Source organism: Paenibacillus sp. FSL H8-0548 (assembly GCF_038630985.1).
Taxonomy (GTDB): Bacteria; Bacillota; Bacilli; order Paenibacillales; family Paenibacillaceae; genus Pristimantibacillus.
Map to the genome: position 1 here is coordinate 4,744,237 of NZ_CP152049.1, position 24,640 is coordinate 4,768,876.

Consider the following 24,640-nt stretch of genomic DNA (forward strand, 5'->3'; position numbering starts at 1 on the left):
TATTTATATTAAAAGCTCAAATTCTTTAGCTCGCTGTAGAACTTTTACGCGATTGTTCACTCCAAGCTTTCGATATATACTTTTAATATGGGACTTTACGGTTTCTCCCGAGATGTGGAATTGAAAGGCAATTTCCTTATTCGACATTCCCTGATTAATCAATTGCAGTACTCTAGTTTCTTGCTCGGTCAGGAGGATTTCAAACAACAAAGTTTGATCTGGTGTCGTACTCCAAGCTTGAAGCAGCTGCTTAACATAAACGATAGAAACCGCAGAAGTACTACTCGCATAACTATAACTACCTTGCTTAGACTTCAAATAAGCGGTTAACAGCTCCTGCATCAAGCTTCCTTCGTCAATGAAACTGCGAATATACCCTTCTGGCTCCCCTAACATTAATGCAGTCTCCAATGGAACGAGAGCTGCCTCTAATTGACCCAAGCGCTGCATCGCCATACTTTGCAAAATTAATACCTTAATGCGATCCCTAAGATGATCTTCCTTAACTAGTAAAAGGTAGAGCTTCTCTAATAGATACAGCGCTTCTTCCAGCTGTTCACATGCAATAAGCACTCTTGCCAAAACGAGATAATCTGCCATACGATTGAGTGAAACCGCATCTGTGTGAGACAGTCCGAACTTTTGCAGCCAATCCATAGCACCACTAGTGGAGCCCTGCTGCAAAGATAAACAAGCTTGCTGTCCTTCAATTTCTAGCATAAATTGTTCTTGATCTGGGGAATTTATTTGCCATTTCAACTGCTCCAGCAGCTCTGCTGCTCGGCGCGGATGGCCAGCCGCCTGTTGAATGCGAGAAGCACTAATGACAATACGAATCAATATCCGCGCAAAGGGCTTTACATCGTCCCGGGCCAGTCCCTGACTCACATAAAGCTCTGCCTCCTCCAAGCGGTTCCATTCAAACAGCAATTGACTATAAGAGGCATAAAAATAACCGACAAAAGGGTATTCCTTTTTATTTCCCCATGCTTTTATCCATTTCAACAAGAACTTGCCGGCTTCATGAAGATTGTTGATAAAAGCTAGGTGATCATCGAACGAGCTATATCCTTGATAGCGGTTTCGTCCCATTGTTTGGAAGAAGCTTCCTTCCGGCATATATTGTTCAACCAATTCGAAGTATTCGTTCGTTTGGTGAAGGTTTTTTTGAAGATAGGCTTTAACCGCATTAAAAAAATGAATATTGCCCATGACTTGATTCCAGTCTCTGTCTGCCATTTTTCCTTGCAGCGCTTGAAACCGCATTTCCGCTTGCTCCATACGACTAAAAGACGCTTTCCATTCCCCGATACCAAGTAATACTGCGGAATAAAAAATTTCAATGTTAGGTTTATCGGCAAAGGTCGCTTCCGGTAAAACAGACAACCATCTGTTCAGGGCAGCACTCCTTGATTGCATCAAAATAAAGAGATTTTTCTCGATTAAACGAACAGCATCTCCGTACTGTTTCCCCTCTATATAATGCTCCACCGCTTCGACATCAAATCCACTATTCTCAAGCCAAAGCGCTGCCTTTATATGTGCTTGCTCCCATTTTTCCGAATCTTTTCTAAACATTTTTTGCAAAAAACCAGAGAGCAAATGATGATATCGATACCAATTCCTTTGGCTATCCAAAGGGATAATAAACAGATTCAGCTGCTCTAGCTTCTCTAATTGTTCTTGACCGTTCATTTTCCCTGTTACGGCGTTGCACAAGGAATCGTTCATACGACCTAAAATAGACGTTTCCAATAAAAAAGCGCGCTTTTCGTCCGATAAATGATGGAACACTTCATCCAATAAATAATCGGATAAATGATGCTGATGTCCATTAAATTGATTGATGGATTCGGTAATATTATAACTGTGCTTTAGAGAAATCGCTGCAAGCTGCAGCCCGCTAATCCAGCCTTCTGTCTGATTGATCAGCTGTTTCACTTGTTCCTTCGTTAGCAATAAATTTGTCGTATCTCGGAAAAAGACAAGTCCCTCTTCCAATTGAAATTGCAAATCCTGCATAACGATTGTATGTAATTCCCCTTTTGCCAAAAGCCTAGTCGTCGGTATCGATAGATCAGTACGGCTGGCTATATAAATATGAATATGTACAGGCAAATGCTCCAACAGATAAACCAACGAACGATGTATAGCAGGCAGCTCAATGAACTGATAATCGTCAAGAATGATTACCAGTTCGCTGGTTATCGCATTTAATTCGTTAAGCAGCGCTATAAGTGTGGGTACTGAAGAAACCGAGTGCCCCTTCTCTAGTTCAAGCCAGACCGATTTTCCGAAATCAGGTATCTTCTGCTCAATGGATGCTGTTACGTAACTCCAAAACTGAACCCAATCATTATCCAGCTGATCTATCGAAATCCAAGCAGCAGGTACGCTGCTTTGTTTCACCCATTCACTTAACGCCGTTGTCTTTCCGTAACCAGCCTGCGCAGAAATAAATGTCAATTTAGCCTTCAAACCTGCATTAAACTTTTCAATCAAACTAGGCCGCGAAACTAAGGAGATGCGAGCTTGTGGGATGTGAAGTTTGGTGCTTAAAATCACAAGAATCAGCTCCGTATGTTTACAATATGTATCTATTACGTATTTTAACAGAAATCACTATAATACTTCACCGTTTTTTCCTGCGAAAATTCACCGTTTACCTCTTACTTTTTGTACGAATCATAATTGTCTTTATAGACGATAAATGATATCGAGGTGTAATATCAGAGGTATTAAATAATGAAGAACAGCAAACATTATATTATCTCCTAACGCGTCTGCGATTTCCACTCACCTGTAAGGTGATTTTGTTCTTCTATCATTTGACTAATCAAGTTATAAAGAGGAGGAAATATCATGCCTATCATTTCTGGACACCATCACATTTCGATGCTTACAAAAAATGCTCAAATAAACAATCATTTTTATCAACAAATACTAGGGCTGCGTAGAGTGAAAAAGACGGTCAATCAAGATAATCCTTTCATGTATCACCTCTTTTACGGGGATTTAACGGGCAGCGCAGGAACAGAGCTTTCTTTTTTTGAAATGCCTATGGCAGGAAGTACCGTTCGCGGCACAAATGCAATTACACAAATTGGTTTGCTAGTTCCGTCCATAGAAAGTCTCACCTATTGGAAAAAACGCTTTGAGGCATTAGATGTAAAGCATGATGAACTCACAAGTTATGCCGACCGGGATGCTTTGCACTTTGAAGACTCCGAAGGCTTGCGAATGATTCTGTTAAATAATAACGGTGACGTGGTTCCTGAAAACTGGTCAGCTTGGGAACAATCCACTGCTCCGCAAAAGCACCGAATACTAGGAATGGGTCCAGTCGAAATGACCGTTCACTCTTTAGAGAGCTTAGCGAATACGCTAAAAGATATGTTTGGTTATGTAGAAGCTTCCCGCACGGATAAAGAAGCCATTTATCAGTCCGTTGCCGGACAGTCATTTGGGGAGATTGTCATCAAGCAAGAGGAAGGTCCTAATGAGAAGCCAGGAAAAGGCAGTATTCATCATTTAGCAATCCGTGTTAAAAACGAAACCGAGCTGCGCTATTGGGATGAAGCAGTAAAAAAACATGGCTTTCACTCCACAGGGATTGTGGAGCGGTTTTACTTTCAAAGCTTATATTTCCGTGAGTCAAACGGTATTTTATTTGAAATAGCGACAGATGGCCCTGGCTTTACAGCAGATTCAACGGTCGAGGAGCTCGGTAAAGCACTGGATTTGCCACCGTTTTTAGAAGAACGGCGTGCAGAAATTGAAGCAAGACTAACACCTCTTGACTAATTGATAAAAAAGAACATTTAAATTAACATGAACAAAATTAGCTTTCTGCGAGTAAACCAAGATAATGCTATAATATGAAATGTTAAGTCTATTTAATAATTGCTCAAAGGGGATTAAAAACATGAATCTTATTTATTCAGGAAAAACAAAAGATGTATATGAGCTGGAAAATGGCGATTACCTGCTGAAGTTTAAGGATGATGTTACAGGAGAGAATGGTGTATTTGATCCAGGCGCTAACACAGTCGGTTTAGTGATGGAAGGTGCTGGCCGTGCGGGACTAAGCTTAACGAAGTTCTTTTTCGAGAAGCTGAAGACTGCGGGTATTCCCACTCATTACATAGATGCTAATATTGAGGAAGCAACCATGACTGTAGCTCCTGCTACTGTATTCGGAAAAGGCCTTGAAGTCATATGTCGTTATCGGGCAGTAGGCAGCTTCCTACGTCGATATGGCTTATATGCACAAGAAGGACAATCGTTGGATGCATTCGTAGAAGTGACGCTTAAGGACGACGATCGACTTGATCCGCCAATTAGTAAGTCTGCCCTTGAGATGCTGGGTATATTGTCAGCAGAGGAGTATGCTACGCTTGAGAAGCTAACGAAGGAAATTAGTCAGGTCGTGAAGGACGAGCTCGCTAAGAAGGGTATCGAGCTTTATGATATTAAATTGGAATTTGGCCGGATTAATAAAGATGGACAGGTTGTACTTATTGATGAAATTTCTGGCGGTAATATGAGAGCATACAAGGACGGAGTCTACATTGAACCGCTAGCTTTGGAGAAACTGATGTTGGCGGCTGACTGAATCATTTGAAATGATGACGATACCTAATAAAGTAATTTAAGGGCACCCAATTGGGTGCCCTTTCATTAGCATCGAATATCTGTATGATGAAAATAAAATTATAGACTGTCGCTGTTTTATTGAGCTAACATAATCTGTTAGCGTAATGACAAATGATATGGTTCACTATTATTAATCGGAATTAATTGATACTGTGAAGAGCGTGAAGTGCATCCTGTTTATCTGCTAAAAAGAATACCTGCTTGCCGTTGTTGCACTCATAAATAAAATCCTTCAAACTCTTGCTGTTATGCTCAACGAAATCTCCAACAATAGCGAGCTTAACATTGTAGTTCGCATATTTCTGCAGTACATCACCTGCAAGTCTGGTTTTTAGCTCGAAGAAATCCTTAGTTATGTTCGATTTGTTAATCATTATTTTATAGCATCCATTGTAGTTGTAGCTAATAGAAGCCATTAAATCCAGTGCATCTTGAACATCATGTATTATGATGTCAGAGCTATCTACAATTGCGACCTTAGAATTACCGACTTGGTCGATAAATATATTCATATATATACCACCTTCCGTTGATAATATGCTTTAATTTAACAATTCTATCACATTATTCACATTTTTAGTTCAGCGTATCATGATTAAACTAATCTGCTAGTTAGCCTTTTGCACCTCTAAATAACAATCACCGATATTGTTCATATATCTGATGAAAATTCGGCGTAGGCTGGAGACCGAGCTCTTGAAGCAGCGATTGCGTATAGTGCTCGTAATAGTTATGTAGAGATTGTCGATCACCCATCGCACCTAATATATTCAGCAGAAGCAGATTCGACTCTTCTTCAAATTCATTACGGGATACAATTCTTGTCGCAATTTGTACTGCTTCTCTAAATCGCTTCTGAGCAAGAAGCCAACTTGCAAGTCTTTTGGCAAAGATATCGTATAAAATCGCTAAAAACTCTCGTTCCGCTGTTGCCCATACAAAAGATTTTTCCTCGAATAGCTCGCCAGAAAATGTTTTCTCCAAATCGATTGCCCTTGCTTCATTTGCTGCGTCGATTTCGGATAACTCCTCCACTCCTTGTTCAAAATGAATGAAATCGACATCTACTTGATCTAAATCTACCCGATACTGCTCTTGCGATGAAATGACCATCTCCTTAAACCCATGCAGTGACAACGCTTTCCTAAGCTGATACACCGCCGTATTAAGGTAGGTTTCCGCATTCTTGAGAGGCATGTCCGGGAAAATATCCTCCAAAATTCGAATTTTGGCTACACTGCGTCCTCGATTAAAAAGCAAATAGGCGAATAACTCCTTACTTTTTTTGGATATCCATTTCACCGTACCCGCTTGCATGCTGCTAGCTTCGAAACAGCCAAGCGCCCTAACTGTCAGTTTATTAGGTGTGAGATCAACAGCAACAGCAACAGCAGCTTCAGCAGTTGCACTGTGTCTACTAGCCGCTCTAGTAATGGTCTGGGCAAGACGCTTTCTGGAAATCGGCTTAACCATATAGTCGAGTGGATAAACATCATAAGCATCCATCGCAAATTCTGAATGGGAGGTTGTAAACACGATGTCAAGTTTAGAACGAATCAAGCGCAAGCTGCGTGCTAGCTCTAATCCATCGTCCTTAGCGATTTTAATATCTAAAAATGCGAGATCTACTTCCCTGTCCCGAACGAAGTCTAGAGCCTCTGCTGCATTTCGGAAGCTTCCGACAAGCTCCACATCTTCCATATTTGAAAGCAGCCGCTTCATAGCGAGCAGCATAGCAGGCTCATCATCTACGATGAGAACTTTCATTACTCTATTCCGCCTCTCTAAAAAATAGATTAGCCTTTTACTTGTTTCTCTTCATAATAGTCTACGAAGCTATAGTGTGCAAGACAAGACATCTCAGATTTCGACAAAAAAGACTGACCCATGAAGTCATTAAGAATGACATTCTAGGCCAGCCTGGAATCAGCTTTCGAATCGTATCTCTTATTTCAGAAGACAGTTCAACAGTCGCAAAGCTTAAAGCATTTTTACAGTAACCGATGCCGCGGTTTGCTCCTTATTCGTTATAGATTCTTGATAAGTTCTTTTAAAATATTCAACATATAACACATCCAGCAAATAGAGCTGTGATATCTTCGCAGATAATGAACCGCCCTGCAAAGGGCCTTCATTAGCACCGCAAAGCAGCGTAAGATCAGAATATGAGGTAAGTGGCGACTTTACGAATCGGGTAATTGAAATGACGGCAGCTCCACATTCTTTTGCTTTCTTTGCCACTTCAATCGTATCCTTAGTCGAGCCTGAATAAGAAATTATGACTGCGACATCCCGATTTGTCATCAGAGCCGCGGACATCATCTGGAGATGAGAATCAATCGTACATTCTGTTTTGTTCGTGATACGCATAAATTTATTTTTTGCTTCCATAGCTGTCATTAATGAAGAACCCACGCCAAAAAATATGACTCGTTCTGCTTGAACAAAATAGTCAATCGCTTGATCCATTTTGTCATGATCGATTAAATTAAACGTTTCGTTCAACGCACTGATGTTCGACGCCAGCACTTTGGAAGTTACTTGATCCATCGTATCATTCATCAGAATCTTGTCTGTGAGCTGCGGTATTTCATTCTCTACCGTAATGCTATGCGCCAGTGCAATCTTAAAATCCTGGTACCCCTTGTAGCTCAACGCTTTGCAAAACCTGAATATGCTAGATTCTCCTACATCACAAACATCTGCAAGGTCGGTAATCGACATGTATACGACATCTTTCGCGTTATCCAGAACATAGTTGGCTACTTTTACTTCTGCATTAGTCAGGTTATTGTACTTGGAATGAATGGTTGTAAAAATATTCATTGCACGCAACTCATCACCTCCACTTATTCAATCCGTTCCGCGTAAAAATAAAGATGCCGCGCCTAATAGACCTGCTTTATTCCCAAGGGCTGCTTTAAGAATTTTCACATCCGCAAAGCTTGGCATAATCAAATCCTTTGTCTGTTTCCTGACTAACTCAACTAAATCATCCCGCTCCATTACTCCGCCCCCTACAATGACAGCCGGCGGGTTGAAAATATGAATGAGCGAAGCCAACCCTGCTGATACTTCAGTAACCCATGAATGCAGAACTTGACTCAGTTTATCGTTTCCTATGCCTACTTTATCAAAAAAAACTTTCCCATCCACAACTTCCGGATCAGCTTGTTGAGCCATCCGGACCAATGCTGTCGTCGAGGCAAAGGTTTCATAGTAAGGCGTTCTCGATCCACTATTCATCTGCGATAGCGAATGGGTAAAGATATGACCGAATTCGGCCGCCGAACCATTAGCTCCTCGATAGATCTTATGATTGATTACGATAGCGCCGCCGATCCCTGTACCAAAGGTAAGACATAAGAAATCATGATACGCTGCGGCTGCACCGAAGTAGGCTTCTCCTAGCGCAGCCGCATTAACATCGTTCTCAACCTGAACAGGCCTTTGAAATCTTTTCTCCAGTATCCCCCTAATGTTCATTCCAGTGTAGTTTGGAATATTCTCATTAGCATAAGAAATATAACCTTCCTCCGCATTCACTTGACCGGCTGTACTGATTGCAATCGCATCGAAATTATTATACGCTTCCATCTGGGCCATTAATCTATCCATTAGATGAGGTCCACCTAAATTCGCTTCAGTTGAATATTCCTTAAATTGATCGATATTTCCCTGTTTGTCGCAGATGCCCATCTTCGTGTTTGTACCGCCGATATCTACGGCTAAAATGTTGATACTCATAGGTTATTCAACAACCTCTACAAATTTTTTATTATATTCCTTGGCCTCGTTACGAGCCGTCGCGTCCATTGCGACAATCCCTCTTGAGCTCTGCAGTATTAGGCAAAAACAACATAACATATATTTTAGATGTTGTGAATTGTTTTCTCCATTTTTTTAAATTATGAAAAATATTTTCACCAAAATTGAAAATTGATTTTTATTTTCGAAAAAGAGACTCTTCTTTTGAAATCCTGTCTGCAGCTAAGCCTATGAAGCGAATGCTCTACATGTTCAATATGAAGTTGGCTGCATCAAGGTGAAACGGCTGTCGCCGTCTTTTGGCGGAGATGAATGTGAAACTTATACTCTCCTATATTTCAAAATAAGGTTAACCAGACTTAACTGGTTAACCTCCAAGTATCATGAACTAAAGTACCTGCTAGTTTAGCATAGGTTCAGCTCCTTGCTTCACTCCTCCATTTTGATCGACCCTCTCCGAGAGTTAATCGCTTTTGATAAACGACAACAAAGCAGGCCGTCATCAAAACTAAGGCTGCACATACCGTATAAACCCCAGAGTAAGAGATTTGATCGGCGATCGGCCCCATTGCAATGCCGCCCAACGAGATGCCGAGATCAGCTGATGCAATAAATAGACCGATTAACACATTGCGCGAAGAACTAGGCAGAACAAAAGTTAAATAGGTCATCAAGGTTGGATATAACAGCGCCTGGGCAATACCCATTAAAATAGCAGCTGCATATAACAATAGAGCCCCTTTGGATTCAGAAAATGACAGCAGCAGTGATGCGGCAGCGGCCAATAGCAAAACACCGATAATAAATAGAGAGTGCCATTTTCCGTCTGAAGGAACCCGCTTGCGAAGCAAGAACCGCGCCAAAACGATCACGGCAGCTTGGATCATTAAATAAACGCCTGCATTCCCGTATTCAATATGATTGGCATACAGCGGAATAAAAACGACCACCGAACCAAAAACAACTGAAGCAGCAAGCATAACTACACTACAGAGGAGAAAGGAAGGATGCGACACCATTTGACGTATATTTTTTGACATCCCTTTAGCATGCTGCTCCTCCCCTTTCTCTTGAGAAACGTTCTGTATGGACGTACTGTATCCAAATAGACCCGTAATGATTACGATTCCGATAACCACTGCCGTGAAGGAATTCATTCCTCCCCAGTCCCAAATTCCAAAAGCAATTAACGGCCCCACGATTGAGGGCATATAGGTGAAAAGAGAGTACAATGAGACACCCTGAGATCGCTCCTTCTCTGATAGAGAATCAATGATCCCCATTTGCAGTGCCATGGAGAAAAATGCGGTGCATATGCCTTGCATTAACCGGGCAACAAAGAAGCCTTCCCATGCTGTAACGGTATAAAGCAATAGCGCAATCCCATTCACGATTAGCAAGACGCGCAGTACCTTGACAGGGCCATACTTATACACGTAATGACCTGCCCACGGACGAAAAAACATGCAAGTCAGCATATAGGTGCCCATAATCAAACCGATCATCGTATTGCTCGCACCCATCGCTTCACTTCTAAGCGGTATGATCACATTCAAGATGGAATTTGCACTAAAGAAGAGAAACGCAAGCGTATAAAGACGGATAAATGGCCATGAAGTGGCTTGTTGAGTACCCAAATGCAGACAACTCCCGAAAACATAATGCTTAATCCATAAAAATGGAACTGTTTTGTTCAACAAAATCTCGGGCCAGCAACTCGGAGTTCATACGCAGCGTAGATTCTGGCACTTCCAAGCTCTGGGTTAGATCCGTTCTATAATTCGCTGTAGTAGAGGGACAAACGCTCCAGGGCTGGAGCTGTCGTGCCATCCCCCGAATGGCCTCCATATCTATATTCGTGGGAAAGCCCTGCTGCTCCATCCATTCATCATTGAATAAGGTTGGAATATAGCGTTCACCACCGTCGGCAACCATGCAAACAATTCGTTCCTCCGGTTGAAGCGCTTGCGCTAATTTGAGAGCAACCAGCGCACATGCCCCGCTTGAGGGCCCCATCAATATACCTTCATTACGGGCAAACGCCCTCGCAGTGAGGAAGGCTTGCTCGTCTGATATTTTATAGGCACGGTCGACATGAGCCATATTCAAATTAGAAGGCGTCCAGCCGAGGCCAATGCCGGGTATGCGATAGGAATCCGATTGTCCTCCAAATATAGCAGAGCCTACAGCATCCACACCGATAATCTGCACCTCCGGCGCAAAGGTTTTTAAATACTTGGAGATGCCACCCAGCTGTCCGCCGGTACTAACTGCAGTTATGAAGACCGTAATTTTGTTGGAGCAATCTGCCATGATCTCGCGGGCCGTGCTTTTATAATGAGCTTCACTATTCAGCAGATTAAAGCACTGGTCTGGGCGGTACGAGTTATCAATCTCCTGCGCTAGCTTGTTGGCTAACGAAATTCTTGTTTTATGATAGCTGCCGCAATCGTCTTTTTCCGTCACCACAATAACCTCTGCCCCAAAACATTTTAAGAGCGCCAAATTCGCGCTGGTCGTTTTAGGATCTACTAAAATGATGACTCGATAGCCTTTGGCCGCACCGATCATCGCCAGGGAGATGCCGAAGTTTCCGCTTGAAGATTCAATAATTGTGCCTCCCGGCTTAAGTAAACCTCTACGCTCCGCTTCCTCAACGAGGTAAATAGCAGCGCGGTCCTTAATGCTTCCTCCAGGATTGTATCGTTCATATTTAAACAAAACTTGCCCTTCATTTGCCCTGTTGCTATTCGGTATCGTAATGAGCGGCGTATTGCCGATGGTCTCTAGTATGCTAGCTATCATAGGTACCCGTTCCTCCCGCTGTAACATAGTGTACTCGGCTTTGTTCCAATAACCCCTCTTCCATATCGTTCGCGCATTGGAGCAGCAACTGCGTATAAGGCTGCTCGCTTTCATAGAGGTGCGCCACGGGCTTAATTTCACAAAAGCTTCCATTGTGCATAACCGCAATTTGATGGCAAAAGGAATGCAGTACTCTAATATCGTGCGAAATCATGAGGATCGAAAACCCAAATTGTTTATTTAGACGCTGCAGCAAGTGCAATATTTGTGCTTGAACGCTCATATCCAAGGCTGATACTGCTTCATCACAAATTAGAATATCGGGCTCCAGCACCAGTGCTCTCGCAATCGCTATTCGTTGACATTGCCCCGAGCTAAGCTGAGGTGGTCTCCTATGCTGCGCTTCGTCATGGATTCCTACCTCACGGAGATAAAATCTCGCCCGCATCTCCCGCTCCTTACTCTCTCCAATCTGCAAATATTGAAGCGGCTCTTGGACCAATTGCAAAGCTGTACGCCGGGGGTTAAGACTTGCTCTGGCATCTTGGAACACGAATTGAATATGCTTACATATTTCGCGTCTGGCCTTCCCACGCAAACGGCTAATTTCTGTACCGCGATACAGAATACGACCTCCGCTGGGTTTCTCCAAACCGGTAAGACACCGGGCTAATGTGGATTTTCCGCAGCCGCTTTGCCCAAGAATCCCTACGATCTCCCCTTCTGCTAATGTAAGATTTACATCCTGTAAAACAGACCTTTCCTTAAACGTTTTCTTCAGTCCGCTAATTTCAAGCAAAGGCTGATTACGAGGCAGCACTCGATCTGTCGGTGAGGTTTGGGTTAATCGAGAGCGGGAAGCAAGCAAATGACGCGTATAGGCAGCTTGTGGATCGGAGAATACCTGCTTGGTATCCCCCTCTTCTTCAATCGCGCCTCTGTTTAATACAATGACTCTATTGCTTATGGCGTTCGCTACGGCAATATCATGGGTAATCAGAAGAACTGTCAATCCAAACTCTTCCTGCATTCTTTTAAGCAAATCAAGCACCTCTCGCTGACTCACCGTATCTAATGCCGATGTTGGCTCATCAGCAATCAGCACCGCTGGTTTGAGACACAACGCTAGCGCAAGACAAATACGCTGACACATGCCTCCACTGAGTTGATAAGGATAACGTTCTAAAACGCTTTCCGTATCCGAAAAATTGAGCATGCTCAGCAATTTGTTCGTTATCGGCATAACTTCCTCAGCAGACGCCATGTTGTGATAAAGAAGAACTTCTTTAAAATTCTCTTTTATTTTCAGCACGGGATTTAAGGCCAGCTGCGCATCTTGGAAGAGCAAGGCAAGCTGCTTTCCTCTCACGAGGTTCCATTCGATACCTTTTCCGGCAAGATCAGCAGTAAAACCTGAGCCAAGCTGCAGGATTCCACTCCCTATATGAGCAGAGGGGGGCAAAAGTCCAGTAATCGCCTTTGCAATGGTTGACTTTCCAGAGCCGCTTTCCCCTAACAAAGCAACGATTTCACCCTTCTTCATCTCAAAAGCAAGGTTTTTCAGGATGATGGCTGAGCTGTTATTTTGCTTATATTTCACCTGCAAGTCTTTGACTTCCAGCACCTTGTCGCTTTTCTTAGTCCGCATCCTGCATTCTCCTAAAGTCCTGTCATTTCATAAGGATCAAGCCGGTCCCGTAGTCCCTCACCAATCAAATTAAACGCTAATACGGTCAAAACAATACATACCGTAGGTCCCAACAAAATGTGCGGAGCCTGCAGAAAGTGATCTCGCCCATCCGCTAGCATACTGCCCCATTCAGGATTGGGAGGCTGCGCGCCTAAACCAAGGAACGAGAGGGCTGAGATAGACAGAATTAAGCTGCCCAGCTCGAAAGTCGCTAAGATGAGCACAGGGCTCAGCGCTTTTGGAAGCAGCTCTCGTACCATCATTACACTGCTCTTCGCCCCCAATACTTTTGCTGCAGCAAAAGAGGATTCGTGCTTCGCTTGCAAGACTACACTGCGGGTTAAGCGCGCAAAGGATACCCACCAAACAGAGACGATAGCAATGAGCAGATGGATAAAGCCTGTGCCGAATAGCCCTGCAATGACCATTGCAAATACCATAACAGGAAAAGCCAACAGCACATCAATGAGACGCATCAAGATAACATCAAATATAGATTTATGAAACATGCCAGCCAATAATCCAGCTAAAAGTCCAATAAACAGAGCTGTGCTCAGAGCAAGAATGGACGATAGCAATGTCGTTTTCCCTCCATGGAGCGTTCGTGAGAGAACATCCCTTCCGAATCGATCTGTGCCCAGCGGATGCTTAGCGCTTGGTTTCTCCAAACGCTCGGATGACTTCTGCTCCAACGGATCATAAGAAGTAAATAATGGCGCACCTAGGATGAGAACGGCAATGATACTAAAAATGGCGATACCGGCCACAAAGCTGATCGAAAGTTTAGTTTGGCGTATCCTATTCAACTCATGCTTCTCCTTTACTGCGGATTCGGGGATCCATTGCCGCATACACTGCATCAATAACTAAGTTCGTGAACACGACGACCGACACCATGACAAAAGCGTAGCCTTGAATGACTGGATAATCCTTAAGCAAAATACTATCGAGGGCATACTTCCCAATGCCAGGCCAAGAAAAAATACTTTCGATGACTACTGCCCCGCTAATGAGCGTCGTAAAAGATAGAGCTACCATGGTAACGACGGGAAGCAGAACATTTCTGATTACATGCTTGACGATAAGCTTGATCGCCAAGCCTCTTGAGAGCGCAGCCGTCACATAGATTTGACCAAATTCCGATAGCATATTAGCTCTGACAACTCGTATAATTTGCGGTGCACCTATTAAGCCTAATGTTACAGCGGGAAGCCACAGCCTTGTCAGGCCTGCATGACTGCTAATCTCATAGGCGTTGAACTTTACTGCGAACAAGGATAGCAAGACCAAGCCGATTACAAATCCCGGAATGGAAGCCAGCGCTACACAGATGAACCTAATGATATTATCGGAAACCTTTCCTGCACGGAGTGCAGAGACTGTTCCAAGCCATAATCCCAGTACGATTTGAATGAAGAGCGCTGCTATTGACAGCATGATGGTTGCCGGAAGCCTTTCCGCAATTTCGGAGCTGACGAGTCTGCCAGTATGAATAGAGCTTCCTAAGTCAAAGTGAAGGAGTCGGTTGATCCAATATCCATACTGCACGACGATGTTTTGATCAAGGCCCCATTGCTCGCGCAGCTCTGCCGCCTTCACCTGATAAGCCTCTGAATCACTCCTGGCAACTTCGATCTGTTTGTTTAGCAGCATTTGAACAGGATCACCAGGAGCCAAATGCGTCAATACAAATATAATAAGTGTCGCGCAAAATAACGTAATAAACGTTTCGAGTCCTTTACGGAGGATGGCCTTATACATGACATGTTCCTATTTCTGTCCGGCTGCGCTGAATGACAAGTCCGCATTCACTGTATTTTCAAATTGTCTAAAATGCTCTTCAAATCCTTGCAGCTCTGCGCTTACCGCAGTAATTTGCGGACGTGGGAATAAAGAAATGATTGGTGCTTGCTGTGCAACCCTCTCATTTATTTGAAGAGCCAGTTCATGGCGTGCCTCAGCGTCGGACTCCCCTTTCATGCGTGCAAGCAGCTGATTGGTTTCTTCATCGTTAAAACCGCCATAATTTGCGCTTCCTTCCGGTGAAAACTGGCCTGATAATAAGGTGAATGTGTCACCGAAGGTGTTCCATGCTTCGATCAAGGCATCCCAATCCCCTTTTTCACGGGCAACCTCAATTAAGCTGTAATCACCATGCTGAACCTCCACCTTCACCCCAATTTGCGTCCATTGGTTTTGAAGAGCTTCCCCCAATGCTTTCTCGCCGCCCCAAGTCATCAATCGAAGCGTTAACGGCGTTCCATCCTTGTACCGAATATCATCATCACCCTTTATCCATCCTGCTTCATCTAATAGCTGATTGGCTTTAGCTTGATCAGCCTTGGTATATACGGCATTTCTTGCTTCAGCAAATTCGGGGTTAGAGCCGAGCCAGGTAGAGACGGGGATGCTCTGCCCTTCTGCCGCTAGAACGACCAGCTCCTCACGGTCAAGTGCCCAAGATAGCGCTTGCCTTACTCTGGCATCTTCCAATTGGGGTCTGCGCTGATTCATATAAATCGTTTGTGTGTTTGCAACCGGCGCAGCAGACAATCTGGCCACTTTGCTGTCTTTAAATTGCTCCAAGCTTGTTACAGGTATATTTAATGCAATTTGGCTTCGTCCACTTAATACCGAAAGCACTCGTGTCTGTCCGTCCGTAATTTCTTCATACACTACCCTTTTAATTTTTGGTTTCGAACCCCAGTAGCTCTCATTGCTTTCCAATACCATTTTTTGTTTGGGAACAAACTCAACCATTTTATACATGCCCGTGAGATCCATCGTGTCCACAGCATCCTGCTTGGCATCGGCATTATGGATAACGGTCTGATAATAGGAAAGGTTTAAAGGCACTGGCAGATGTTCGCTGCTTGTTTTGACTTGAAGCGTATAATCATCGAGCTTAGTGAATGCCAGATCAGCTAAAAATGGCTGAGCTTGCAGATCCTTCTCTCTGGAACGCTCCAAAGAGGCGATTACCGCGCTAGCATCAATGGCCTTGCCGCTCCAAAAGGTCGCATTAGCCCTTAACTTAATTTCCCATGTCGTTGAATCTACTTCCTTGACGCTTTCCGCCAAATCCGGCTCTACTTTCCCTTCTGCGTTGACTTTAAATAGCGCTTCCGCTGCCCCGCTATTTCTTAAATAACTGGAAGTAAGAGGCTGGACTGGATCTAAACTTGCGGCAATTTCTTGCCCTACAATAACGAGCTCTTGATCTTCTATGCTGTCTGATTGCACATTCGTTGTAGCCGCGTTGTTTCCACAGCCTGCTGCCATGATGATTACGAATAAAAAGGTGATTAAGAAAATTAACTTCTTCATGATTGGCCCCCATTTTTCACGATATCCAATGATTGGATTTGATTTGTTCTTTTTTTTCCTATACCTATATGGCTTGTGCAATAACCTGCATGCGTGTGCCGAGCAGGTCATGGCTATAAATCAGAGAATCCTGCAGATCATATTTGTGAACATGAGGAGCTGGCTTATCGAACAGCTGCAGAAGCCGAAAACCACTTAAAGCAAGATAATGAGCCAGCTCCTGCGGAAATAGTAGACGGTGCTTTAAATGTTCGACTACCGGCTTCATACCTTTGACTGTCCAGCAATAATCCCGCTCCAATAGTTGATTAGCCAAGTCAATACTAAATCGCGTCTGAAGAGAAATGACCGTTTCATTAACGATTCTCTGTTCAACCAGTTCTTCCGTAAGCCAGCGCTGTCCCTCTTTTGTCAGGAAGAAAGCAGCATTTCGCATATCCAGATAGAGAAGCCCGCCGCTTTGAAGATGTTTGCGAAAGCACTGCAAGCTGGAGAGAACTGCTTCATTGGAAAAGTTGTATAAGAACGTGCTGCCTGCACAATACACCGCATCAAATCGTTGATTTATCGAAAAATCGGATTGATCCCCATACACAAATGGCAGTTCAGGATAATGCTCTTTCGCCCATGACAGCATTTCCTTAGAATTGTCCAGACCAGTGACCGCATAGCCCCTCTCGGTTAGATAAGCCGCTTCGCGGCCCGGACCCGAACCTACGTCCAGCACATTTTGGCCAACGTTGTATTCAATAAACAGCTTATGTATGAACTGAGCCATGCTCTGGTCATGCTCCCCGTTAAATGCCAAGTAGAGTGAGGGATTGGTATGCAGAAAATTATCTGTATCCAGCTTTATATTCATTGACATGCTGCTGCTCCTCTCTGCTTGAATAGCAATAGAGCTGTGATGCGGTTGCACTAAATTGGGTGAACGGGAATGGCTCCGCAACTAGCGAAGTGACGCCCTGCTTCACAAATTGGGCAATAACCGCACTACCTGTTTGGGCATAAACGGTTAAAGGAATCTTTCTTTCCCTGACTCTCGATAAAATATGATCAAAGCTTCCATTACTCAAAGTCATACCTGTGCAAATGACACGATTCGCTTGATCAAGCACGATGTCCATATCCTTCTCCACCGTTTCTCCCCACTGGGTTTCTTTAAGGTGCAAATCACAAGGCAGACAAGTTCCTCCGCTTTGTTTGATCGCTTCCACTAATGGATTGACTACACCAATTAAAGCAACCTTCTCTCCTGCTTGAATAGTTGCAGTATTCGCAATCAACATATCACGCTGCTTCGCTTTCTGAATGGGAGTGCCCCCAGCCACTTCGATGATGCTGGAGCAGCACTCCGGATGCGGAAAAACAGCACCGAGATAAGCATCCATGGCGGCAATTTGCACAGGCAGCCGTTTATCCCGCAGCACCTCATCCAGAGGAAGTCCTGAGAACTCGGCTCCAGATTCCATATTCAATTGATCAGATGTATGTGAGCATGCACCGAAGGACGCTTCCACTCTTAATAACAAATAATAATTATGATATTTGGTCGTAGAGGACGGGAACTGCGTCGTTTGATAGACATTGGATGCCCCTGTGACGATCAGTGTTTCTGGCTTAGGACCCAGATTTCCTTCCAATATGCCATCCAACAATTCAGCCACCGAGCTAAAATCATTTTGTTTCGTTTGGATCATACCGTTGCCTCATGGTTATCGAAGCTAACGATAATGCGCTTAAGCGCTTCTTCTGCATACCATCTGGCTTGTTGTCCTACCGTATCCTCAGTGATAACGTAGCCAAGGTAGCAGGCGTTATCAATAGGAGGCGAAACATATTGCCCCTCACAGCTCTCAAGCTTGTATCGGGCGACGTGTCTATCCGTTTCTAGTGACCCCAGCCCCTTCAGTTGGGTAATCGTACCTCCTTGAGAAGGAACGAGGAACATCACGGCAGCACTGACAATTCCGTTATCCTTAGAAACAAGCACAGGCTTGATCCCTAAGGAGAGATCGATAAAAGCATGGAGCAAATCAATGTCTGTCACCCGTTGGATGAGCTCTACGATGTAATTGCCGGCCGTTCTTGGATTAATTTCAATTAAACGCGGACCATTAGCCGTAATTTTCACTTCCGTATGAGCAATGCCGTGGTCGTAGCCTACAGCTCCCAGCGCTTCTCTAACAAATTGAGTGACTTCAGATTGCGTTTCTTCACTTAGCTTTGCCGGGAACATATGGCCATTTTCTATGAAAAAAGGAGTCCCGGTAATCGATTTATCTGTAATGCCCAATATCGTGATTTCGCCATTAAATGAGACGCTCTCTACGCTAACCTCATCGCCTTCGATGAACTCTTCAATAAGACATATGCTGTCTCTTTCCTGATCCCGGAAATTAAGCGGAAAGTCTTCAAGAGCCTGATAAGCGTCCTGCAATTCATTTTTATTTTGAATGAAGCTCACAAAGGCACTGGATGCCAGATCGACCGGCTTGATCACCAATGGATAACCGATTTCCTCTGCAGCCAGCTCCGCAGCCTCCAAGCTGCGTGCGAGTCGATATTTCGGATTGGCTAGTCCCGCACGGTCCAACGCCTGCCGCATGAGATGTTTATGCCGCACAGTGTTTACAGTCTCCGGAAACGGACAAGGCAGATCAAACGCTTTGGCAACCTCTCTCACGGCGTCAATATAGTAATCACAAACGGTAATAACCCCGTCAAAAGAGTAAGGCCGTAGAAACTCGATTAAGCTGGCATAATCATTTGTTTCCGTAACCAGAACAGAATCTGCATGCTGCACCACTGGATGTTTCTCCGGACGTATCGCACTCTGGTAATGCTCAAGCTTACGTGTAACAAAGGTGTACGTGTGACCTAGTGACTTCAGGAGCGGAGGCAGCAGATTACCGCTTGCTCCAACCCAGCTCTCAATCATTAAAAGATGTGCCATAATGAACCTCCATAAATCGTAATGATTACTATTAGTTGCGAGTATACTATACAGGATTTTACATTGTCAATCCTTTAACGCGAATAATATTGTTACAAACAAAAAAAAGCGAGTTCTGCGCAGACACGCAAACCCGCCAAAGATCAACCTTGGAAAAACACGTATGATTCCAACTCGAGCACAGTACACCAAAAGTCCGACATGAAATATGAGCCTTGATACATTAAGAATTTTCATCCCGCTGTTCCGTCTCTCATGGTGAAGTGAACTGTGCTTCCTTGCCCTGCTATGCTTTCCACCCATATTCTCCCGCCGCTCAGTTGTATGAACTGTCGGCTGACAAGCAGTCCAAGACCCGATCCCTTCTCTCCGAGTGTGCCTGACGATGAATTGAGCTGTTTCTCAGCAAATAACTGATGAACCTGCTCCTCTTCCATACCCAACCCGTTATCGCGAACGGAAACGATCACCATATCGCCGGATAGCTGGGCATCCACCTGGACTGACCCGCCCAGTCCCGTAAACTTGATCGCGTTGGATAATAAATTACGGATAATTAGTCCAAGTGCTTCTCGGTCAGCATACACCCGGGTGCCTAAAGCAATCGTATGATTTACACTTATATGTTTGGCCTCGCTTGTAATATGCAGCATATGACAGCAATCCTCTACAACCTCAGAAAGCTCGATTACCTGTGGACGAAGTACCATATCATCCCGCTGGCTGCGGAACCACTCTAATAGATTATTCGCCATCCCGAGTGTATTGCGAATTTGGTCACCAAGCGTCTCAATGATCTCCCGATGCTCAGGATCGAAGCTGTGCCTGTCTTCTTCCAGTAATTCAACGAGCTGATACTGCAATGCCAGTGGACTGCGAATATCGTGCGACACGATCGTAAACAACTGATCCTTCAATCGGCTCAGCTGTGCAATCTGCTCCAGATGCTGCTCCTTCTCCGTAATGTCAACGATAAGAGATATGCTGCCCTGTCCCTGTTTACGCAGTATATGCAACGGATAGACATTCACGCTGTATATTTTTCTTTCTCCACCCAGCCAGATAGCAATTTCTGCACGGCCCAGTTGCATAGACTTGCATAGCTCGTGCCATTCCGGCCAAGGCTCCAATAGTTCCGCCATATTCCGACCATGAATAGCCGCATAACCCATCTCCGAAAACCATTTGGATGCCTGTTTATTGCTGTCAATGATCTTACCTGAAGCATTCGCTATCACAATACTTTCCTGAAGCGTATCAAGCACAATATTCCTTGCAATCGGAACCGTTGAGAAAAATTTAATCCGGAATGTAATAACCAGCATCAATGTACCTGTAAATCCACAATAAACCGATAATGGAAGCAACCAAGACGACCATTCAGGATTCATAAGTTTGATAATTTCAAGAACAAGCGGAAATGAACTGAGAAAAAGAATCCACATCCCCGGCTTACGAAAATCGTTACGGATGTTCCGAATATACTGAAAGAGAAAATAAAGACATGCAGCCATAATACAGTAACAAATGACCGAGAAAGCTATTGAATAGATGGTCCTCGACGTCATTAAATATCCGTTATTAAGCTCTATCGTTCGATAGATCATATGAAGCACGGGATTGAACCACGACAGCAGCGACCAAAGCGCGAATACCGTGAGCAACATGATCTTCCATCGAAGCCTTAGCAATTTGTCGCGACCGATCAACTGATATACGAATAGGAGAAAGAAAGGTACGATTAAATTAAGCGCTGTACTCTGAATATTGCGAAAAATCATCTTTTCCATTAATAAATGGCTGCTTTTCTCCAAAATGATACTGCTTGAGTAAATCATCCGGCACACGATCAAGCCGATGAGATAACCTACTCCGCGTTCTTTTCTAAACCCATATACAAAGAATAAAATGATGCCCGTCATGATGACTGAAGCAATCATCAAGACAAGCTCTACTGTGGCATTCATGACAATTTCCTTTATGTTTGACGTAAGAAGATGACTAGCTTTATTCGTTCCTCTCCATTGAATATAGTATATGAAAGCATAGGGTGCAAGACGTAATATGCCAAATTCCGACAGATCCTATTCCATAACGGAATTTATAGCAAAACCCTATTTTCCAGTATATTTTTCAAACTAATATGTGACTTTGAAGGCCCGAACTTTATAAGAGAATCTTGAAATTCAGCAAGTTCCTCAATAGAAGCGGTTTGCACCTTAATGAGATAATTGTATTCCCCACTAATGCGAAATAAATCAGTTACTTCCATAGCGTTCTGACAAAAATCAGTGATCTCTTGGCAATGTTCTGTTTTTAATAGAATAAAAGTGGTCGTACCTCGATTCAGATCCCGTAAATTAAAAGCAGTATTATACCCAGAAATGATGTTTTTTTCTTCCAATTTGATCATTCTTTCTTTTACGGATGGTTGTGACATCGAAACCTCTTTACTGATTTGAGCAATGGACATTCGTGCATTGTACTGAAGTAATGCCATGATCTTTTTATCAATATCATCCATATGATATTCCATATTAAAAAGCCCCCTGACCCAATTTAATTAATGAAACCAATTCGACTTAAATACCTTATATTCAATAACTATATTACGTTAAAACCCTTACTTTATATATGTATTTTACATTTTAATGCAACTATAATAAATATATATTATTAATAAGGGAGCGATTATAAATGAGTGTAAAAGGTCTATCACATGTAGCGATCCAAGCCAGAGATTATGAAGCAACGATTACATTTTATATTGAGGTTTTAGGGTTCAAGCTAGGCCATCATTGGAGTCTACCATTATTTCAAATCAAAGAAGCCTGCATGCTGATTTCACCTGACCAAAGAACCTGCATTGAAATCTTTGACAACGATGCAGTCATTCCCGCTCAAGGGAAGAAAGCATTATCTGAAGAAGATATAGCTCACGGCGCGTTATTGCATTTAGCCTTCTACGTGGATAATGTAGATGAAATGTATCGAAAAGCCCTTGCTCATGGAGCAAAGGCTTTTATAGAACCGGATTACCTTTCTCTTGGCGAACCGCCTCTTCTAATAAAAAACGCGATCATTCATAGTCCCAATGGGGAAATTATCGAATTCATTGAAGATGTTGATTTTGATATTTCCGCCAAACCCCACGAGTGAATTAAGATTCCCCAAAAAAACTTGCCACCGCTTAGGATACGGTTAACCGTGTCACTCCAACGACGAAATACTTATTTATCTTTAATTATTTCCTTAAAGGTTTTCAATTTAGCTTGAGCTCGTCGATACATCATATAATCAACTAGATTTGCTATACATATAATGCCCAGCACGATCAATAATATCGGCATAAACTGCTGCTCTTTCTTCATCTCACTGCTTGTCATCATTAATAAGGCTGCCATAATGAATGTAGTAACTAATAATGCAATAAGGTTGTTGATAAAGAAGTACATCCGAGCATTTGCCATACTAATCGGGAGTATTGATGTTAGCCATTCTGTAATAAAACCAATAAAGAACCCTATGCTTCCGCTGGCTAATACCGTTAAAACCTTATAGCTGAATAGCCCATCTGCATTGTCATAAAACTGTAGTATAATGCCCATGAAGATACCGAGAAAAAAGGATTTTATAATATTTTCCAAATTAACATTTTCCATTATGGTGCTCCTACATCTTGAGTGTATTTCTCAGCTTTTTTGAGAACATTTTTGATACTTCTAATTCAGCGTGATTATCCATTCTAAGTACATATCGGGAGTTAAACCAAGGAATAATTTCTTTTACATGCAGCAAATTGACGAGTTGTGATTTATTAATTCGTATAAATCCTTTTGCTGCCCATATGTTCTCATAATATTGCAAGGTTTCTTTGATGCTATAGTGATTAGACTTTGTATAGGCCATCATTCCTTCTGGACCTGCTTCTAGATATAACACATCCCGTGGTTCAATAACAGCAAACTTATTATCGCTTAACCCTGTAAGAGTATTCATAAAATGCACGTTTTCTCGAACGCCAGAAACCAATAGCTTGATTACATCCATGTAATCAATAGCATCAAATACAACACTCAGCTTTCCACTTGGTATATCATATCCTTTTTCAACGAGCACCAACTCACTGTCTTGCTTAATTTCTATTTGGTATTTGGATAATTCTTGTTTCAATTTTTCATAAACTTTAGTTGAACACAATAATTGAACCATCATATCTCCTAATGACCATTATTAAACTACTATTCAACTATCATCCTATCATAAATCATTCTTATTTTTACTAATTCTTCTATCCCTTTTTCCGCAAAATCAAGTGAACCAAAATTAGCAATAAAAAAGGTATCCTTTTCCTTATCATATAAGATATAAGTCCCTGTTGCTCCGACACCACCATAAACGTCTGTCATTGAGCCAAGCAGGAATGACAACTCACTAAAGTCAAAATACATCATGCCCATACCGTAATAAATACCCTTTTCATAGCGATGCTTAAAGTCAGTCATCTGTCTATAAACTTCATCAGACAGTAAAACCCCATTTTCTAAAGCCCTCATGAAATTTAACAAATCATTCATAGTAGTCACAACACCACCGCCTGACCAGTCGATCGATAATGCGTTTTTGTCGCTATAATCAATGCCATTCAAATAAACCCCAACAATATCAGCCGGTGCATCATTATAAAACATTAAATAACTATCATTCATACCCAAAGGCTCAAATATTTTTTCTGCTAAAATATCCGAATATGGCTTTTCCTCGATCGCCTCCAGAATAAGTCCAAGCAAAATATACCCCGTATCCGAATAATAAAATTGCTGTCCTGGTTTTCCTATAGGATTCTGGTTTTCTCTAGTAAACGCAATCAACTGATCTGGAGTAAATGAAAGATCCGGATGAGATGAAATCATTTCTATTATAGGTTTCCCGCTTTTTACTGGCCCTTCAAAATAATCCCCCACTCCTGATGTATGACTCAGTAAGTGTCTTAATGTTATCTGATCACGATAATCTATGCTGTCTATTACAAATAATCCCTTAAGGATGTCCTCGTCTAGCCAAGAACTAATCTTATCGTCATAGCTGATTTTACCTTCGTCTACTAATATGCCATAAACGGCAGCACACATGGTTTTACCAATGCTGGCTGCATGATATTGACTATCCGTTTGAACAGGTTGATCTGAGATTTGATTTTTAGTACCTACTGCAAATTGTTCAAAGTACCCTGACTGGTTAGAGTAAATGGTCAACAATACGCTAGATAACGAATCATTTTTTTTCAGTACTTTTGTTAAGTGTGTTTTAATTTTTTCATTAACTGCCGCTTCAGATATTGGCCTATTGATAAAGGTTAATAATCCAAATCCAATTACAACTACGATGATTGCGCCAAGCAATATTTTAATTCCTTTTTTCATATGAACCACCTTTCG

22 protein-coding genes are annotated in these 24,640 nt (G+C 42.7%); 3 read left to right on the forward strand and 19 right to left on the reverse strand.

All coding sequences use genetic code 11. The annotated features are described in order from the left end of the window. Positions 1-3: 3 nt before the first annotated feature. On the reverse strand, positions 4-2,466 hold the full coding sequence (locus MHI37_RS20740) for a LuxR C-terminal-related transcriptional regulator (RefSeq protein ID WP_144023740.1): 2,463 nt from the start codon (positions 2,464-2,466) through the stop codon (positions 4-6). Between the two features lie 396 nt (positions 2,467-2,862). Between MHI37_RS20740 and MHI37_RS20745 the strand changes: the two genes are divergently transcribed. Next, positions 2,863-3,804 carry a ring-cleaving dioxygenase gene (locus MHI37_RS20745; protein ID WP_076338341.1) on the forward strand — a complete coding sequence of 314 codons (942 nt, stop codon included), beginning with the start codon at positions 2,863-2,865 and terminating at the stop codon, positions 3,802-3,804. A 121-nt stretch (positions 3,805-3,925) separates the two neighbouring features. Further along, positions 3,926-4,615, forward strand: coding sequence for a phosphoribosylaminoimidazolesuccinocarboxamide synthase (locus MHI37_RS20750; protein WP_076338340.1), 690 nt, complete (start codon positions 3,926-3,928; stop codon positions 4,613-4,615). Positions 4,616-4,796: 181 nt separating this feature from the next. Here MHI37_RS20750 and MHI37_RS20755 read toward each other — a convergent pair whose 3' ends face one another. The 15 genes from MHI37_RS20755 to MHI37_RS20825 form a co-directional block, all read right to left on the reverse strand. After that, positions 4,797-5,168 (reverse strand): DUF4180 domain-containing protein, encoded by a 372-nt coding sequence (locus MHI37_RS20755; RefSeq protein WP_076338339.1) that lies wholly within the window; start codon positions 5,166-5,168, stop codon positions 4,797-4,799. A 127-nt stretch (positions 5,169-5,295) separates the two neighbouring features. Continuing rightward, positions 5,296-6,423 carry a response regulator gene (locus tag MHI37_RS20760; protein WP_076338338.1) on the reverse strand — a complete coding sequence of 376 codons (1,128 nt, stop codon included), beginning with the start codon at positions 6,421-6,423 and terminating at the stop codon, positions 5,296-5,298. A 213-nt stretch (positions 6,424-6,636) separates the two neighbouring features. Next, positions 6,637-7,482, reverse strand: coding sequence for a MurR/RpiR family transcriptional regulator (locus MHI37_RS20765; RefSeq protein ID WP_076338355.1), 846 nt, complete (start codon positions 7,480-7,482; stop codon positions 6,637-6,639). A gap of 27 nt (positions 7,483-7,509) precedes the next feature. Beyond that, positions 7,510-8,403 (reverse strand): ROK family protein, encoded by an 894-nt coding sequence (locus tag MHI37_RS20770; RefSeq protein WP_306010682.1) that lies wholly within the window; start codon positions 8,401-8,403, stop codon positions 7,510-7,512. A gap of 437 nt (positions 8,404-8,840) precedes the next feature. Beyond that, complete coding sequence (locus MHI37_RS20775) at positions 8,841-10,067, reverse strand: MFS transporter (protein ID WP_144023741.1); 1,227 nt, start codon at positions 10,065-10,067, stop codon at positions 8,841-8,843. A 22-nt stretch (positions 10,068-10,089) separates the two neighbouring features. After that, complete coding sequence (locus tag MHI37_RS20780) at positions 10,090-11,229, reverse strand: cysteine synthase family protein (protein ID WP_076338336.1); 1,140 nt, start codon at positions 11,227-11,229, stop codon at positions 10,090-10,092. Next, the gene (locus tag MHI37_RS20785) at positions 11,219-12,877 is read right to left on the reverse strand and encodes an ABC transporter ATP-binding protein (RefSeq protein ID WP_076338335.1); all 1,659 of its coding nucleotides are present in this window, start codon (positions 12,875-12,877) and stop codon (positions 11,219-11,221) included. The genes MHI37_RS20780 and MHI37_RS20785 overlap by 11 nt, the downstream gene beginning before the upstream one ends. Positions 12,878-12,888: 11 nt before the next feature. Beyond that, the gene (locus tag MHI37_RS20790; RefSeq protein ID WP_218638946.1) at positions 12,889-13,725 is read right to left on the reverse strand and encodes an ABC transporter permease; all 837 of its coding nucleotides are present in this window, start codon (positions 13,723-13,725) and stop codon (positions 12,889-12,891) included. Between the two features lies 1 nt (position 13,726). Then, positions 13,727-14,680 (reverse strand): ABC transporter permease, encoded by a 954-nt coding sequence (locus MHI37_RS20795; protein ID WP_076338334.1) that lies wholly within the window; start codon positions 14,678-14,680, stop codon positions 13,727-13,729. Between the two features lie 9 nt (positions 14,681-14,689). Then, positions 14,690-16,246 carry an ABC transporter substrate-binding protein gene (locus MHI37_RS20800; protein ID WP_076338333.1) on the reverse strand — a complete coding sequence of 519 codons (1,557 nt, stop codon included), beginning with the start codon at positions 16,244-16,246 and terminating at the stop codon, positions 14,690-14,692. Positions 16,247-16,310: 64 nt separating this feature from the next. After that, entirely contained in the window at positions 16,311-17,114 is an 804-nt protein-coding gene (locus MHI37_RS20805) for a class I SAM-dependent methyltransferase (RefSeq protein ID WP_076338332.1), read from the reverse strand. Further along, complete coding sequence (locus MHI37_RS20810) at positions 17,083-17,946, reverse strand: DUF364 domain-containing protein (RefSeq protein WP_076338331.1); 864 nt, start codon at positions 17,944-17,946, stop codon at positions 17,083-17,085. Before MHI37_RS20810 ends, MHI37_RS20805 begins: the two co-directional genes overlap by 32 nt. After that, complete coding sequence (locus MHI37_RS20815; protein WP_076338330.1) at positions 17,943-19,202, reverse strand: ATP-grasp domain-containing protein; 1,260 nt, start codon at positions 19,200-19,202, stop codon at positions 17,943-17,945. Before MHI37_RS20815 ends, MHI37_RS20810 begins: the two co-directional genes overlap by 4 nt. A 233-nt stretch (positions 19,203-19,435) precedes the next feature. Beyond that, positions 19,436-21,169 carry an ATP-binding protein gene (locus tag MHI37_RS20820; RefSeq protein WP_076338329.1) on the reverse strand — a complete coding sequence of 578 codons (1,734 nt, stop codon included), beginning with the start codon at positions 21,167-21,169 and terminating at the stop codon, positions 19,436-19,438. A gap of 134 nt (positions 21,170-21,303) precedes the next feature. Beyond that, positions 21,304-21,738: an Lrp/AsnC family transcriptional regulator gene (locus MHI37_RS20825; protein WP_076338328.1), complete on the reverse strand. Its 435-nt coding sequence runs from the start codon at positions 21,736-21,738 to the stop codon at positions 21,304-21,306. Positions 21,739-21,899: 161 nt separating this feature from the next. Here MHI37_RS20825 and MHI37_RS20830 point away from each other — a divergent pair, with 161 nt between their 5' ends. Further along, a complete protein-coding gene (locus tag MHI37_RS20830; protein ID WP_076338327.1) occupies positions 21,900-22,361 on the forward strand; it encodes a VOC family protein in 462 nt (153 codons plus the stop codon). A gap of 71 nt (positions 22,362-22,432) precedes the next feature. On the opposite strand, the gene MHI37_RS20835 is transcribed toward MHI37_RS20830, so the two are convergent. Genes MHI37_RS20835 through MHI37_RS20845 form a run of 3 tightly spaced genes read right to left on the reverse strand, consistent with a single transcriptional unit; the run spans position 22,433 to position 24,625 of the window. Beyond that, entirely contained in the window at positions 22,433-22,864 is a 432-nt protein-coding gene (locus MHI37_RS20835; RefSeq protein WP_076338326.1) for a hypothetical protein, read from the reverse strand. A 10-nt stretch (positions 22,865-22,874) separates the two neighbouring features. Beyond that, on the reverse strand, positions 22,875-23,417 hold the full coding sequence (locus tag MHI37_RS20840) for a LytTR family DNA-binding domain-containing protein (protein ID WP_256710622.1): 543 nt from the start codon (positions 23,415-23,417) through the stop codon (positions 22,875-22,877). A gap of 26 nt (positions 23,418-23,443) precedes the next feature. Continuing rightward, positions 23,444-24,625 (reverse strand): serine hydrolase domain-containing protein, encoded by a 1,182-nt coding sequence (locus MHI37_RS20845; protein ID WP_076338324.1) that lies wholly within the window; start codon positions 24,623-24,625, stop codon positions 23,444-23,446. Positions 24,626-24,640: the final 15 nt, after the last annotated feature.

Bases quoted from the DNA above. Each gene is read 5' to 3' on its own strand.
- MHI37_RS20835 (WP_076338326.1), bottom strand. From the start codon at position 22,864: ATGGAAAATGTTAATTTGGAAAATATTATAAAATCCTTTTTTCTCGGT.
- MHI37_RS20755 (WP_076338339.1), bottom strand. From the start codon at position 5,168: ATGAATATATTTATCGACCAAGTCGGTAATTCTAAGGTCGCAATTGTA.
- MHI37_RS20780 (WP_076338336.1), bottom strand. From the start codon at position 11,229: ATGATAGCTAGCATACTAGAGACCATCGGCAATACGCCGCTCATTACG.
- MHI37_RS20840 (WP_256710622.1), bottom strand. From the start codon at position 23,417: ATGATGGTTCAATTATTGTGTTCAACTAAAGTTTATGAAAAATTGAAA.
- MHI37_RS20820 (WP_076338329.1), bottom strand. From the start codon at position 21,169: ATGAATGCCACAGTAGAGCTTGTCTTGATGATTGCTTCAGTCATCATG.
- MHI37_RS20815 (WP_076338330.1), bottom strand. From the start codon at position 19,202: ATGGCACATCTTTTAATGATTGAGAGCTGGGTTGGAGCAAGCGGTAAT.
- MHI37_RS20795 (WP_076338334.1), bottom strand. From the start codon at position 14,680: ATGTATAAGGCCATCCTCCGTAAAGGACTCGAAACGTTTATTACGTTA.
- MHI37_RS20810 (WP_076338331.1), bottom strand. From the start codon at position 17,946: ATGATCCAAACGAAACAAAATGATTTTAGCTCGGTGGCTGAATTGTTG.
- MHI37_RS20745 (WP_076338341.1), top strand. From the start codon at position 2,863: ATGCCTATCATTTCTGGACACCATCACATTTCGATGCTTACAAAAAAT.
- MHI37_RS20805 (WP_076338332.1), bottom strand. From the start codon at position 17,114: ATGTCAATGAATATAAAGCTGGATACAGATAATTTTCTGCATACCAAT.
- MHI37_RS20785 (WP_076338335.1), bottom strand. From the start codon at position 12,877: ATGCGGACTAAGAAAAGCGACAAGGTGCTGGAAGTCAAAGACTTGCAG.
- MHI37_RS20800 (WP_076338333.1), bottom strand. From the start codon at position 16,246: ATGAAGAAGTTAATTTTCTTAATCACCTTTTTATTCGTAATCATCATG.
- MHI37_RS20830 (WP_076338327.1), top strand. From the start codon at position 21,900: ATGAGTGTAAAAGGTCTATCACATGTAGCGATCCAAGCCAGAGATTAT.
- MHI37_RS20765 (WP_076338355.1), bottom strand. From the start codon at position 7,482: ATGAATATTTTTACAACCATTCATTCCAAGTACAATAACCTGACTAAT.
- MHI37_RS20750 (WP_076338340.1), top strand. From the start codon at position 3,926: ATGAATCTTATTTATTCAGGAAAAACAAAAGATGTATATGAGCTGGAA.
- MHI37_RS20825 (WP_076338328.1), bottom strand. From the start codon at position 21,738: ATGGAATATCATATGGATGATATTGATAAAAAGATCATGGCATTACTT.
- MHI37_RS20845 (WP_076338324.1), bottom strand. From the start codon at position 24,625: ATGAAAAAAGGAATTAAAATATTGCTTGGCGCAATCATCGTAGTTGTA.
- MHI37_RS20760 (WP_076338338.1), bottom strand. From the start codon at position 6,423: ATGAAAGTTCTCATCGTAGATGATGAGCCTGCTATGCTGCTCGCTATG.
- MHI37_RS20770 (WP_306010682.1), bottom strand. From the start codon at position 8,403: ATGAGTATCAACATTTTAGCCGTAGATATCGGCGGTACAAACACGAAG.